We start from the raw sequence: 13,686 nt of genomic DNA, 5'->3' as shown, positions 1-13,686 counted from the left end.
TTGGAAAGCAAGATGAATATTCTTATTACAGGCGGTGCAGGCTTTATTGGTTCAAATCTGGCTCTTCATCTGATTGAGCTAGGGCATGAGATTACCGTGCTGGATAACCTGTCCCCACAAATTCACGGCATTGACCCGGCTGAATCTTCGCCTTTGTACCAAAGCATCAAAAATCAGGTTCGTTTTGTCGTCGGAAGTGTTTGTGATGAAGCGGCCTGGCGTGAAGTCTTACCAGGACAGGATGCCATTGTACATCTTGCCGCTGAGACCGGCACCGGCCAGTCTATGTATGAAATAAAGCGCTACGTTGACGTGAATATTGGTGGAACAGGTCTGATGTTAGACCTTTTGGCGAATGGGAAGTATCAGGTCAAGAAGGTCGTGGTTGCATCATCCCGTTCAATCTACGGGGAAGGGAAATATCGCTCCGAGGCGCTCGGTATCGTCTATCCAGGTGCGCGCAAGGATGAAGACATGCAGGCCGGCCGCTTTGAACCGCTGTGTCCTGATACCGGTGCACCATTGAGCTTGTTGGCAACTGATGAGGAATCAAAGATTCATCCATCTTCAGTCTATGGCATTACCAAACAGAATCAGGAACAGATGGTAATGACGGTATGTGCCTCACTGGGCATTGGTGCTACTGCACTGCGTTATCAGAACGTGTACGGCCCTGGTCAATCCTTGAGTAATCCTTACACGGGCATCCTGTCCATTTTTTCAACACGTATCAAGAATGGCAATGGCTTGAACATTTTTGAAGATGGCAAAGAAAGTCGTGACTTCGTCTTTATTTCCGATATTGTTGCTGCGACTGCCTTAGCGTTAACAAAGGGTGAGGCCGATGGCGAAGTATTCGGAATTGGTGCTGGCGTCGCCACCGATGTGCTGACGGTTGCGCAGTCACTAGTGCATGCTTATGGCGTCGATGTACCAATCAAGGTAACTGGCGCTTATCGATTAGGTGATATCCGACATAATTATGCCGACTTAAGAAAATCGACACGTTTGCTCGGGTTCAAACCAAAGGTCGGCTTTGAGCAAGGTATCAAGTTGTTCACCGAATGGGTCAATGAGCAGGCGGTGCAGGCAGATGCCTATGAGGCAAGCATTGCCGAGATGAAACAGCGAGGCTTGTACAAATGACAGTCAATACCGGACTGGTAACCGTACTATTCAATAGCGAATCGGTATTGCCGGGATTTTTTGAAAGCCTGTCAAAGCAAAAGATGCAGGATTATTGGTTATTTATTATTGATAATAGTCTAGATGATCGTTCTTATGTGAAAGCACAAGAATTGATTGAGCAATACGGTTTCAAGAACGTGACATTGATACATAATGCCTCGAATGTAGGTGTGGCCGCGGCAAACAACCAGGGTATTAATTTATCATTGGAAATGGGATGTGAATATGTTTTATTGCTCAATAATGATATTGAGTTTAATAATCCTGGTCTGTTGGGAGGAATGCTGGCATTGGCTGATGCGCGCCAGGAAAGAATGATTGTTCCTAAAATATATTTTTTTGATTCGGGAAAAATCTGGTGTGCCGGAGGTGTTTTTAATCGATGGATAGGCACTACCAATCATACTGGCGAAGGAGAGAAAGACGCCGGCCAGTATGATAAGGATGGTTACACAGAATACGCGCCGACTTGTTTTATGCTCATTCATCGCTCGGTTTTTGATACTGTAGGCATCATGGATGAAAAATATTTTGTCTACCATGACGATACTGATTTTGTCTGGCGTGCAGGTTTGGCTGGATATAAAGTCTATTATTGGGCGGCAGGCCAGGTATGGCATAAAGTTAGCAGTAGTACAGGCGGGGGAACTTCCCCATTCTCAATTTACTACGGCCATCGTAATCGAATTTATTTCATCAAGAAGAATTTTTCGCCAATACATAAAATAGTGGCATTTACTTATTTTTACCTTACACGCCTTCTGAAATGGCGTTTGTTTACGAAAAAATTATTTTCTTCATTTTATCGTGGAACACGTGATGGATTGAAAATGAAGCCATAAGTGCCAATAATTCTGTTGATTATCTAAAATATGAGAATGGGGATAGTGATTGCGCCAGAATTTATTATGGAAAATTAAAACTGGTTTCCAAGGTGACAGATTTAGCCTGAAATATCGGTGCCTGACTTAAGCGGCGTCCGCACATAATATTTCGTAGCACAATTCTATGGCGTTTATTGCAACAAGAGTGCAACGAAATATGAATATACGAGCTGAGCGTACTGAAATTGACGTGGCAAGACCAACATTCTGGATTTATCAATGAATAATATATTTAAAAAAATACCACTGGCGCCAAGAGATCTACTGCTATCTTTCCTGTTATTGCTCGGATTTTTGACTGTTAATTTGGAAGTATTGCCTATGGGGGAGTATCAGCCAATTGTATTGATGGCCCTGACAATGATGGTATTTCTACAGGATGGAAAATTGTCATTTCGACTAATGCTGGTGGCAGCCATACTTTTATTGATGACGGCAATTGGTCTGGCGTTCGGCAATGCTGCTGATCTGGCATCCGCGCTGAAAATATTTGTATTGATAAGCTATATCCTTTTTGGCTGGCGGTTGATCCCTTTATGTAATTTATGGGTAATGCGTTGGGTTGTTATTTTGTTGTTTTTAGTAATTATATGTGGATTACTGGCGTCATCTCCGACACGTGCAATGTTGGGACTATTTTTCCCCAGAGGAACGCTTTATTATTATGGGTTTAACTCATTTTTTTCCTCTGAGCCTTCATATGCTTCACTGAATTTGTTTGGTTTGTACATCATGTATTTATTGAATAGATCTACCGATAAAATAAAAGATGGTGAAGGTTTTTTATTCGCGATAATAGCAGTTTTATTGGTGGCTACCCTGTCTATCACCGGGATTATATTTGCCATGCTTATATTGCTGAATCAGTTCATAATGCACGGTGGGAAATCCATAAAATCAAAAATTACTATATATGTATTGATGCTCCTCACATTTGCAGCCGTTGCCGCGTCTATCATGTTTAAAGAAAATTCCAGACTAGGAATTTTTTTTAATTTTGCGCTTTCTGCTTTTGATGGTGACTTTCTTGCGAATTGGCTATTGCTTGAACCCTCTTCTGTAGTCCGCTTTATATCAAATGCTGCTGGTTGGTATGAGGGAATTGGTTCGTATTTTGGTACTGGTACATTTGGTTTTGCCGGGCCGTCATCGCAAATTTATCCGGATTGGTTAAGCAGTGCATTTCGTTCCATCGATATTATTGACAAGGGGTCTTCTGCGCAAACTCCATTTTTTAATATAGTACTATATGGCGGTTATATAGGGCTGTTCTTCTATTTTATAATTTTTCTATTTATTTTAAAGCCGCTGATTGATTTGCCGCGTGAATTTCGAATGCTTGTCATTGCTTTTCTGCTTATTTGCTCATTATGGCAGGCCGCAATTACTTATCCATTTTACTGGCTTGTTATTTCTTATCTTATACATCAGGGGTATGTGAAAAAAAATCCCGGTTGATATGTTGCTAATGTGTTTTATTCATGATCTGGCTCAGTATAAGTGTTCAAGTGCTTTGTAAATAAGAACTGAAAATAATGAAAAAAAAATGTCTTTTGATTCACAATGATCTATATAGTTTCGGCGGCGCGGAACTCTTCGCTATCCGCGCAATTAATACGTTAATGCGAGCTGGATATGACGTCGATGTGGTGCACTGTGGTGGTGCTCTTAATGTCAAGTCGTTATCTGATTGGTCTGGTATTGCTATTGATGAAACCCGCTTGAAAGTCATTCGGGCATTTCCATTTCTTCAGACGCTTATTAAATCCCGCAAGGTGTCCTTGCTGCGATACGCGTTGGCATTACGTGCAGCAAAATCATACGTATCCCAATATGATCTTGTTGTTTCGAGTTATGGAGAATTGACAGTCAGTGGGAAGAAAAATTTCCAATTCATTCATGTGCCGATTTTTTTTCATGATTCTGAAAGCTTGACCTATCTTGGGGAACAAGCACACAAGTTAAGCCGCAGACTGGCACGCATGGTATATGTACAGTCATGCCGTCTCATTTCAGGTTGGAACCAACAGCAAGTTGAGAAAATTCCGGCCCTTGCAAACTCCAAGTGGACGATGGGTCAGGTGAGACGACATTATCCTGAAATAGTGGCGGATTATACTTATATGGGTGCGAAGACAGAACAATGCTTTGCCGATGATGTACTTGGAAATTGGTGGTCGGAACGCCGTGATACCGTGGTCGTGTTAGGGCGTGTCGTGCCTGGCAAGCGGATTGAATTCGCTATTGAATTTGTAAAGAAAATAAGAGAGCGTGGTATAGCCGTTAATTTATTGATTGTTGGTCGCGCCGATGCGGCATACACTGCGGATATCAATAAACTGATTTCAGACAAGAGTTATGTGGAATGGAGGCAGGGACTGAATCGTGAACAACTGGAATCAGTGATTTCCTCCTGCAAATGGGGATTACATTGCGCGCTATTTGAGCATTACGGAATTTCTGCATTAGAATTGCAGCGTCTTGGATGTTTGACTTTAGTACCAAACTCGTGTGGTCAGGCAGAGTTGGTTGAGGATACAAGATTCTCTTATCAAGATATTGATGATTTGGTGGAAAAATTTTCTAATATCTATTTTGATGAGATTCTGCAAGGTATTTTAAACCTGCATCGTTCAAAGAAAGTATTGGAACATAACTTTACTCAGCATGATGAATATATGTTCAACTATATCAAGGCTTTAGAAGAAGATGATTATTGATGTGAATCGTTTTTGGAAGAGTATTCTGGCTTTCCATTGATAAAATTAATTTTAAAAATTGAGTTTTTTGCGAGATTTTCGGGGACGACTTTCGAGAAAATACTATTTTTATTCGAATTTAAATATAAAAAAACCGGAATGGTTCTTGGCCATTCCGGTTTTTTCAGCAATAGGATTATAAATGATGAAAGTCCTTTTTTTTACGACAATTGATCCGTCACCCCGTAATAATGGTAAAAGTGTTGTACTTTCCGGTATATTCGACTACCTACAGGAAAGGCATGGAAAATATTTCAATGTGGCAGTGATTGGTGAATTCCTTGGAAGTGATAATATTGTAGAAACCATTGGGCGACCATCACGGCTGGTGATAATTTCAAATATATTGAATTACACTTTATTGAGGCGTAAAAAAAGTATTCAAGAGTGCTTTTTTTACAGTCGCAAAATCCGTGACAGAATGCAGGCTCTTATAGCCGAGCATAAGCCGGATATGGTGATTTTTGATACTGTACGGCTGGCACAATATGTAAATAATCTGCAATTTTCTGATGCGCGCAAGATTGTTTATCTTGATGACTTATTCTCGTTGAGATATATGCGTATGGCTGCCTCGGATCTCAAATCGATCGGCGTATTTGGTAATTTTGAAAAAAATATACCTTCATCTTTGCGATTTGCAGTAGATAAATTTGATCCTTTGAAAAAATTTATCCTTAAATATGAAGCGGATATTATAGAAAAATCAGAGATCAGGGCTACTGCTGATTGCGATATTTCGCTGTTGATCAGTTCCAGTGAGGTCGATTATTTCAAGAAACGTCATGGTGAGATGCGCCTTGCAGCCATTCCACCTTTTTTGCCTGCGACCGAAATCGTGGCGCGAAATTGGGATGAGAAGCCTAACTTCATATTTTTAGGTTCAATGAATTTACCGCATAATGTGGCGGGATTGAAGGTCTTTTTAACATCGGTATTTCCACGAGTATTAGTACACAATCCTGTCGCAACACTGACTATCATCGGTGGCGGAGTAACAGACGAACTCAAACAGTGTGGCCAGCCCTTTGGTCAAGCAGTAAAGTTTCTGGGACGTGTAGAAGAATTATCACCGCTGCTATCTAATGCCTGCGCTTTGATTGCGCCTTTGGCTTTTGGTTCAGGTGTTAAATTAAAAATAATCGATTCTTTAGCATGTTCTTTGCCAATTATTTCAACCGATATTGGGGTCGAAGGGATCGACTTTATTCATGGCGTACATGGTGAATTGGCCAACACATGGGAAGATTTCAGTGACTCCGTATTGAAATTGTGTGACCCTGTCAAAAATAAGTATTACTCTAAAAATTGCAAAAAATTATTTGACGATATATACGCAAAGGATTCAATTTTTGACCGATATGATGATATTTTTAATTAATATTAACAATGTATTTTAATTGAATAACTTACTCTGAAATTATTTAGAGATTTCGCATACTTTATTTTGTCTATATTGTTTTTTGGATCTTGGTAAGTTTTGTCGAATCAAATACTGCTTATGGAATTTTTTGATATGGTTCTTTTTTTATACAATGAATAATTATTCAAATCCAATTGCCGAGTCGATGCTTGAGCACCACAAAAAATACCGCCCCGATATTGATGGTTTACGTGCTGTTGCCGTCCTATGTGTCGTTATATTTCATGGATTTCCAAATTATTTGCCAGGCGGATTTGTCGGTGTTGATATATTTTTTGTAATGTCCGGGTTTTTGATTTCGACGATCTTGTTTGAATCTTTAATTGATGAAAAATTCAGTTTTTTTGATTTTTATTTACGGCGCGCAAAAAGAATATTTCCATCTCTAATAGTTGTTTTGGTTTTTTGTTACTTTTTCGGATGGCATTTTTTATTTCCAAATGAATTTAAGGGGCTTAATAAACATATCTTTGGGGGGGCAATATTTCTATCGAATTTTGTATCCTTCCTAGAGAATGGATATTTTGATGTGACTGCAGATTTAAAACCTTTGCTTCATTTATGGTCGTTGGGAATTGAAGAGCAGTTTTACATCATATGGCCACTGGTTCTCTGGTTATCTTGGAAGAAAAATATTAACCTTAAATTGGTTATTCTTTCTGGTATTGCCATTTCTTTTTCTTTGAATGTTTGGAATGCTGAGGCTGATTCAAATGCCGTATTCTATATGCCCCACATGCGCTTTTGGGAGTTGCTGATTGGTGCTTTTTTGGCATATTTGAGCATATTTGAGAAAGTTAGAACTTTCCGGTTTACTAAACGTTATGCTGATCAGTTGTCATTGCTTGGTACACTAACCTTGCTCATTGCATTAATTTGCATAACTAAAGAAGCTGTGTTTCCTGGTTGGTGGGCATTATTGCCGACGTTTGCGACAGCCTGCCTTATCATGGCTGGCCCGGATGCTTGGATAAATCGAAAAATATTATCCACGCGTTTAATGATCTGGTTCGGTTTGATTAGCTTTCCTCTTTATCTTTGGCATTGGCCATTATTGTCTTTTGCTAGAATATTATGGCATGGCCATGTCAATACGAATTTGATCTGCTGTTTGATATTGCTATCGATTATTATGGCCTGGCTGACCTACAAGTTTATTGAGACTCCAATTCGGTTCGGTAAATCATCTAAAAAAAATTATTATTCTCTGACCGCGCTGCTCATGGTAATCGGTGCAATAGGTATTTTTTCATTTTTTAAGGAAGGGAAGGGCGGATTGCCAAGATCTTTCTTGGCTGATAATGCGGTTAGTATTTCCGGATATGATGGCGGTTACCAAGGTCAGATCGTTGCTGGATGCGGACAAAATAGAACTGATCTTGATGTGAATTTCTCGATTTGCACCAGTGACCGACGTGATAAACCGAGATATGCGTTGATTGGAGATAGCAAGGCGTTGGCACTATATCCTGGGTTGATCAGAACTTCTGATAAAAACGGGCGTTGGTCGCTAATTGGTGGTAATGGTAGAAATGGTCCTGTGACACCAATTTTGTCCAATGAAAAAATTTATGAAGATTATCAGAAAAATGCGATAGCTGCAGTGGCGAAGATTGCGGCTAATCCAGAGTTCGAGACGGTAGTCATAGCCGCCGCAACGCGTGGGATTTTCTCGTTAAATAATATATATTCTATAGATGATTTGGAAGAAAATAAGAATTTTGATATTGCATTAGCTGGTGTTCAAAATTTCACAAGAAAAATTCTTTTGACTGGAAAAACGATAGTATTTGTAATAGATAACCCGACTTTCAAAGATCCAAACGATTGTTTGCCAAGAAGATTGCATCCTGAGTTTTTTGATGAAATCATCAATGGAAATGTAAAAGTTGAATGTAAGATGAAAATTGCCGATCAGATAAAATCGGCTAAGAAATACAGGGAACTGTTGTTGAAAGTGAAGGATTTGAATCCGGAGAAGATTCGAATATTCGATACAACAGATATTCTTTGCGATACCGCTTCTGAGTCTTGTTCCATGACAAAAAATGGACGTTTACTCTACGGGTATACCGATCATATATCAGATTATGCCGCAGGACTTGTCGGGCGAAAGCTTAACCAATATTTGACTGCGCCTTAAGTGACGGTTTAAAAACTTCATAGCAACTTTTGTGTCAAAGCGTCTTTGACGTTTTGGAGTAGCTGTCATGTGGACACAAGAGAATCGTAGCAAGCATCAACAGGTACGGACATCGCTCAAACGTGGTTATCCTACGGATGTGAAAGATGAAGAGTGGCACCTGATCGCAGCGCTGTTGCCGAAGCAAGCGAAGACGGGAAGACCTCGCAAGACGGATCTGCGCGCAGTGATCAATGCGCTGCGTTATATGGTGCGATCTGGATGCGAGTGGCGCATGCTGCCCAATGATTTTCCGCCCTATCAGACGGTTTATTACTGGTTCCGGCGACTGATGCGGCGCATGCTGTTTCGCACCATTCATGACTTGGCGCTGATGCTTGATCGCTTGTCCAATGAGCGGGAGGTGCTGCCGAGTGCCGGCATTGTCGATAGCCACAGAGTGAAAGCGCCAGGGGCACGAACGAGAGGCTATGACGCCAACAAGAAAGTCAGCGGGCGCAAACGCCATATCGCGGTCGACACGGATGGTCGCTTGCTGGCGATGAACCTGACACCAGCCGATATCGCCGACTCCACTGGTGCTCAGATGGTACTCGACGGCTTGGTCAAACGCTGGCCGTGGGTGAAGCATCTGTTTGGGGATGCGGCATACGACCGCAGACAACTGATGGACAAGGCAGAGTTTCTCGACTTTACGGTGGAGGTCGTGCGGCGCCTGCAGCGGCAGCAAGGTTTCGCTGTTCAGCCAAGGCGCTGGGTGGTCGAGCGAACGTTTGCATGGCTGATGCGTTACCGACGCTTGGTGCGCGACTATGAACAGCGCATTGACGTGTCGGAAAACATGATTTACTTGGCCATGGGATCGCTGCTGCTGCATCGACTAAATTTCCGCTAAGTTATTAAACCGTCTCTAAGTGATATTATATATATTGGATTTGCGAAATCTACGATTGCATCATTTGATCAGTGGCGATTTTATGTTGCCGATGGCGTGCCATATTTGATTGATCGTAACTGGATATTTCTGGTTACGATCAATCATGCGGCCTTGCTGGACGAGCTACCTGTTGTGGCTGGGTTGCCGTGGGCGGCAGTGTGTCTGGACAGGCTTGTGGATCAGGTAAATATATCGGCTTTTGACAGGATTGTGCCTGCCTTATCCTTGCCCGACAACAGCGGTTCGTCATCGAGTGGCCAATCGATTCCGATTGCCGGGTCGTTCCATAATAGGCTGCGTTCGAACTCCGGTGCCCAATAGTCGGTCGTCTTGTACAAAAATTCGGCACTATCGCTGGTCACCACGAAGCCGTGTGCAAAGCCTTCCGGTATCCATAGCTGGCGTTTGTTGGCCGCGGATAAGGTCACGCCCACCCAGTGACCGAACGTCGGTGAGCTTTTGCGTAGGTCAACGGCAACGTCGAAGACTTCGCCGGCGGTGACGCGTACTAGCTTGCCTTGCGGCTGCTGGATCTGATAATGCAGGCCGCGTAACACGCCTTTGGCCGACTTGGAATGATTGTCCTGCACGAAATCGCGCGTGACGCCGGTCAGTTCGGCAAAGCGCTTCTGGTTGAAGCTTTCGTAGAAAAAGCCCCGGTCATCGCCGAATACGGTGGGCTCGATGATCAGGACGTCTGGTATGGTGGTGGTTTGAATTTGCATGGTGTGAAATGAGCCGTTCAGGCTTTAGTATATTTTTTCTTCGAGCAGGCGCAGCAGGTACTGACCGTAAGCGTTCTTTTTCAAGGGTTGCGCCAATGCCTCGAGTTTGGCGGCGTCGATGTAGCCACGACGGTAGGCGATTTCTTCTGGGCAGGCAATCTTCAAGCCCTGGCGGTTTTCGATGGTGGCGATGAATTGGCCCGCTTCGAGCAGGGATTCATGCGTGCCGGTATCGAGCCAGGCCATACCGCGGCCCATCAGTTCGACGTTCAGTTGGCCCCGCTCGAGATAGGTGCGGTTAACATCCGTAATTTCCAGCTCGCCACGTGGTGACGGGGCGATGCCGGCAGCGATATCGCACACTTGGCTGTCATAGAAATACAGGCCGGTGACGGCATAGTTCGATTTTGGTTTGAGTGGCTTTTCCTCGATGCTGACGGCGCGACGTTGCGCGTCGAAAGCGACGACGCCATAGCGTTCCGGATCGTGCACGTGATAGGCGAATACGGTCGAACCGCTAGTCCGCGCCGAAGCTTTGCGCAATTGTGTTTCAAAGTCATGGCCGTAATAGATGTTGTCACCCAGAATCAGTGCCGATGGTGCATCGCCGACAAACTCTTTACCAATGATGAACGCCTGTGCCAAGCCGTCCGGAGTCGGCTGCACGGCGTAGCTGAGCTTGATGCCCCACTGGCTGCCGTCACCCAGCAATTCCTGGAAGCGCGGTGTATCTTGTGGCGTGGAAATGATCAAGATGTCGCGTATGCCGGCCAGCATCAGGGTGGTCAGCGGATAATAGATCATCGGCTTGTCATATACGGGCAGCAGCTGCTTCGATATGGCCATGGTGACGGGGTACAGGCGCGTGCCGGAGCCGCCAGCGAGGATGATGCCTTTGCGTTCGATGGTGGTTTCCATTATTTTTGCTCCTGGGCTGTATCGCGTGCCGCGTAGTTTTTCTCTACCCACTTCAGGTAGTCGCCCGACTGGACGTCGCGTACCCATGCTTGGTTGTCCAGGTACCACTGGACCGTCTTGCGGATGCCGGTGGCGAAGGTTTCGGCCGGTTTCCAGCCCAGTTCACGCTCGATCTTGCGCGCGTCGATGGCATAGCGGCGGTCGTGACCAGGGCGATCCTGCACATAGGTGATTTGTTCGCGATAGCTGCCGGATACCTTGGGATCGAGGGTGTCGAGGATGTCGCACAGGGTGTGCACGACTTCCAGGTTGGCCATTTCATTCCAGCCGCCTACGTTGTAGACCTCGCCCAGGCGTCCCGCTTCCAGGACGCGGCGAATCGCCGAGCAATGGTCGCCTACGTACAGCCAGTCGCGCACTTGCATGCCATCGCCATAGATAGGCAGGGCTTTGCCGGCACGGGCATTGCTGATGATGAGCGGAATCAGTTTTTCCGGGAAATGGAAGGAGCCATAGTTGTTCGAGCAGTTGGTGGTGAGCACCGGCATGCCGTAGGTATGAAAATAGGCGCGCACCAGATGATCGGACGCCGCTTTCGATGCCGAGTAGGGGCTGTTGGGCGCATACGGCGTTGTTTCCGTGAATGGCGGGTCATTCGGTCCCAAGGTGCCATATACCTCGTCGGTCGAGACGTGCAGGAAGCGGAAGCCATCCTTGGCTTCGCCTGTCAGGCCGGACCAGTAAGCGCGCGCCGCTTCGAGCAGGCTGAAGGTACCGTTGACGTTGGTTGAAATGAATTCGCCGGGGCTATGGATCGAACGATCGACATGGCTCTCTGCGGCAAAATGCACGATGGCGCGTGGCTGGTGTTCTGCCAGCAGGCGGGAGATGTGCGCGGTGTCGCAAATATCGCCGCGTACAAAGATATGCCGGGAGTCTTGCTCCAGGCTTGCCAGATTGCTGAGATTGCCAGCATAGGTCAGTTTGTCAAAATTGACCACGGGCTCATCGTTGAGCGCCAGCCAGTCGCGTACAAAATTGGAACCGATGAAGCCGGCGCCGCCAGTCACTAAAATCATGCTGTTATCCTTTTTCTGGAACATTGCCACAATGCCCCCACGACAAATTGTCTTGAGAGCGAGGGCAATTAAATATTCTTAAATGCAACTATTTACTTAATAACGTTACTAATATGCGCCATCTTTCTTGAAAATGACTTTAACCGTTTTCAGTAGTATGACAATGTCATTGAATAAAGACCAGTTCTTGACATACCAGGCGTCCAGATAAACGCGCGTATCATAGCTGACGTCGTTCCTGCCGCTGACTTGCCACAGGCCCGTGACCCCGGGTTTCGCTTCCAGGTAATAGTCCACCTGGGGGCCATAACGTTCCAGTTCCGCATCGACAACGGGGCGCGGCCCGACCAGGCTCATTTCGCCTTTCAGCACATTCCATAGCTGCGGTAGTTCATCAAGGCTGGTCCGGCGCAGGAAGTGGCCGATCGAGGTGATGCGCGGGTCATTCTTCAGTTTGAAATCACGATCCCATTCGGCACGGGCTTCGAGATCGCGCTCCAGTAACTCCTTGAGCAAGACATCGGCGTTCACTGCCATGGTGCGGAACTTGTAGCAGAGAAAATGCTTGCCATTCTGGCCCACGCGTTTGTGGCCGTAGAAGATGGGACGGCCAGATGCCATGACCTTGGCCGCGATCCACAGCAAGATGGGGGCACCGATGATCAGCACGCAGATCGAGGCCGTCAGATCAAAGCAGCGCTTAATCAGTTGCAAGCCTGGCCGCGCCAGGTTGTTGCGCATGGTCAGCAGCAACACTTCATGTGCAAAAAAATGGTTGACCTCCATACCGTACAAGGGTAGCCCGCGTACGGCCGGTACAACTTGCATATTGGCAACGCAACGGCTGACTTGCTGAATCATGCTCTGATAAGTGTCGATGCCGCCTTGCTCCAGGGCGACAACCGTATGCGGGTCGCCCAGCAACTTGAGCGTTTGTTCCGGGTTCTCACCTAGCTGAATGCAGGGCACGGCTTGCTTGCTGCGGTTCACATAATGTTGTTCCAGACGGTCTTGGCCTTCCGGTATCAGGAACGCAATCAGGCGATAGCCCATCAATGCTTCCTCATCGAAGGCGCGCGCTGTTTGCAAGGCATTGTCACCCCATCCGATGATGACCATGGGCCGTATCCAGCCACCCGCTTTCATCAGCAAGTATTTGACCAGGCCGCGCAACAGCAAGACGCAGCACGGCACCAGCAGCCAGGTCGCCAACAGTGCTTCGCGCGAGGAGTCGCGCTTGTCGAGGAAGACCAGGGCCGCGTCGATCAGGCCCATGACCATGGCGATCTTCAGGAGTTCCTTGATTTCATTCGAGTACGGACGGCGTTTGGCATGATGGCCCTTCAGTTTGAAGATAGCCAGGGTGACCAAGGATAGCAGGCTGTAACTGAGCAGGCGCGAACTATCCAGGCCGAAGCTGTTCAAGTCGCTGGCATCGAGCGTCCATTTTCCGGCAAACCAGAATGCCATGAACATGGCAAAGGCATCGGCAAAGGTGAGAAAATATTTTTCTGCCCTGCTGCTGCAATACCATTTCACTTCTTGTACAAAGATGCCTTCGATTGGTTTCATGATACTTGCTAAACCTTATAAACTTCAGTGTGAATTCTTGCGGTGCCGCATGCATGGT

General features: G+C 45.6%; 11 protein-coding genes. 7 read left to right on the top strand and 4 right to left on the bottom strand.

All coding sequences use genetic code 11. The features are described 5' to 3' along the window. Positions 1–12 precede the first annotated feature (12 nt). The 7 genes from KO538_RS09005 to KO538_RS08975 all read left to right on the top strand — a co-directional run bounded on the left by KO538_RS09005 (position 13) and on the right by KO538_RS08975 (position 9,292). The gene (locus KO538_RS09005; protein WP_219328069.1) at positions 13–1,146 is read left to right on the top strand and encodes an NAD-dependent epimerase/dehydratase family protein; all 1,134 of its coding nucleotides are present in this window, start codon (positions 13–15) and stop codon (positions 1,144–1,146) included. Continuing rightward, entirely contained in the window at positions 1,143–2,030 is an 888-nt protein-coding gene (locus KO538_RS09000) for a glycosyltransferase family 2 protein (protein WP_219328068.1), read from the top strand. Before KO538_RS09005 ends, KO538_RS09000 begins: the two co-directional genes overlap by 4 nt. 261 nt (positions 2,031–2,291) lie before the next feature. Next, positions 2,292–3,530: a hypothetical protein gene (locus KO538_RS08995; protein WP_219328067.1), complete on the top strand. Its 1,239-nt coding sequence runs from the start codon at positions 2,292–2,294 to the stop codon at positions 3,528–3,530. A 77-nt stretch (positions 3,531–3,607) separates the two neighbouring features. Further along, on the top strand, positions 3,608–4,792 hold the full coding sequence (locus KO538_RS08990; protein WP_219328066.1) for a glycosyltransferase family 4 protein: 1,185 nt from the start codon (positions 3,608–3,610) through the stop codon (positions 4,790–4,792). Between the two features lie 181 nt (positions 4,793–4,973). Beyond that, entirely contained in the window at positions 4,974–6,212 is a 1,239-nt protein-coding gene (locus KO538_RS08985; RefSeq protein WP_219328065.1) for a glycosyltransferase family 4 protein, read from the top strand. Positions 6,213–6,399: 187 nt separating this feature from the next. Continuing rightward, positions 6,400–8,397 (top strand): acyltransferase family protein, encoded by a 1,998-nt coding sequence (locus KO538_RS08980; RefSeq protein ID WP_219328064.1) that lies wholly within the window; start codon positions 6,400–6,402, stop codon positions 8,395–8,397. A gap of 67 nt (positions 8,398–8,464) precedes the next feature. Then, positions 8,465–9,292: an IS5 family transposase gene (locus KO538_RS08975; protein WP_219328063.1), complete on the top strand. Its 828-nt coding sequence runs from the start codon at positions 8,465–8,467 to the stop codon at positions 9,290–9,292. 221 nt (positions 9,293–9,513) lie between these two features. Here KO538_RS08975 and rfbC read toward each other — a convergent pair whose 3' ends face one another. The 4 genes from rfbC to wbaP form a co-directional block, all read right to left on the bottom strand. After that, a complete protein-coding gene (rfbC, locus tag KO538_RS08970; RefSeq protein ID WP_219328062.1) occupies positions 9,514–10,059 on the bottom strand; it encodes a dTDP-4-dehydrorhamnose 3,5-epimerase in 546 nt (181 codons plus the stop codon). A gap of 24 nt (positions 10,060–10,083) precedes the next feature. After that, the gene (gene rfbA, locus KO538_RS08965) at positions 10,084–10,977 is read right to left on the bottom strand and encodes a glucose-1-phosphate thymidylyltransferase RfbA (RefSeq protein ID WP_219328061.1); all 894 of its coding nucleotides are present in this window, start codon (positions 10,975–10,977) and stop codon (positions 10,084–10,086) included. Then, the gene (gene rfbB, locus KO538_RS08960) at positions 10,977–12,056 is read right to left on the bottom strand and encodes a dTDP-glucose 4,6-dehydratase (RefSeq protein ID WP_176389719.1); all 1,080 of its coding nucleotides are present in this window, start codon (positions 12,054–12,056) and stop codon (positions 10,977–10,979) included. Before rfbB ends, rfbA begins: the two co-directional genes overlap by 1 nt. Positions 12,057–12,164: 108 nt before the next feature. After that, on the bottom strand, positions 12,165–13,628 hold the full coding sequence (gene wbaP / locus KO538_RS08955) for an undecaprenyl-phosphate galactose phosphotransferase WbaP (protein WP_219328060.1): 1,464 nt from the start codon (positions 13,626–13,628) through the stop codon (positions 12,165–12,167). Between the last annotated feature and the right edge of the window lie 58 nt (positions 13,629–13,686).

It is taken from the genome of Janthinobacterium sp. NKUCC08_JDC (assembly GCF_019345575.1).
Lineage (GTDB): Bacteria > Pseudomonadota > Gammaproteobacteria > Burkholderiales > Burkholderiaceae_D > Janthinobacterium > Janthinobacterium aestuarii.
Note: the sequence above shows the minus strand (reverse complement) of the source record. Positions and strands in the feature narration are given on the sequence as shown.

Excerpts from the sequence above, each read along its gene's own strand:
- rfbA (WP_219328061.1), bottom strand. The coding sequence starts at position 10,977 with ATGGAAACCACCATCGAACGCAAAGGCATCATCCTCGCTGGCGGCTCC.
- KO538_RS09000 (WP_219328068.1), top strand. The coding sequence starts at position 1,143 with ATGACAGTCAATACCGGACTGGTAACCGTACTATTCAATAGCGAATCG.
- rfbB (WP_176389719.1), bottom strand. The coding sequence starts at position 12,056 with ATGATTTTAGTGACTGGCGGCGCCGGCTTCATCGGTTCCAATTTTGTA.
- KO538_RS08985 (WP_219328065.1), top strand. The coding sequence starts at position 4,974 with ATGATGAAAGTCCTTTTTTTTACGACAATTGATCCGTCACCCCGTAAT.
- KO538_RS08990 (WP_219328066.1), top strand. The coding sequence starts at position 3,608 with ATGAAAAAAAAATGTCTTTTGATTCACAATGATCTATATAGTTTCGGC.
- KO538_RS09005 (WP_219328069.1), top strand. The coding sequence starts at position 13 with ATGAATATTCTTATTACAGGCGGTGCAGGCTTTATTGGTTCAAATCTG.
- wbaP (WP_219328060.1), bottom strand. The coding sequence starts at position 13,628 with ATGAAACCAATCGAAGGCATCTTTGTACAAGAAGTGAAATGGTATTGC.
- KO538_RS08975 (WP_219328063.1), top strand. The coding sequence starts at position 8,465 with ATGTGGACACAAGAGAATCGTAGCAAGCATCAACAGGTACGGACATCG.
- KO538_RS08980 (WP_219328064.1), top strand. The coding sequence starts at position 6,400 with ATGCTTGAGCACCACAAAAAATACCGCCCCGATATTGATGGTTTACGT.
- KO538_RS08995 (WP_219328067.1), top strand. The coding sequence starts at position 2,292 with ATGAATAATATATTTAAAAAAATACCACTGGCGCCAAGAGATCTACTG.
- rfbC (WP_219328062.1), bottom strand. The coding sequence starts at position 10,059 with ATGCAAATTCAAACCACCACCATACCAGACGTCCTGATCATCGAGCCC.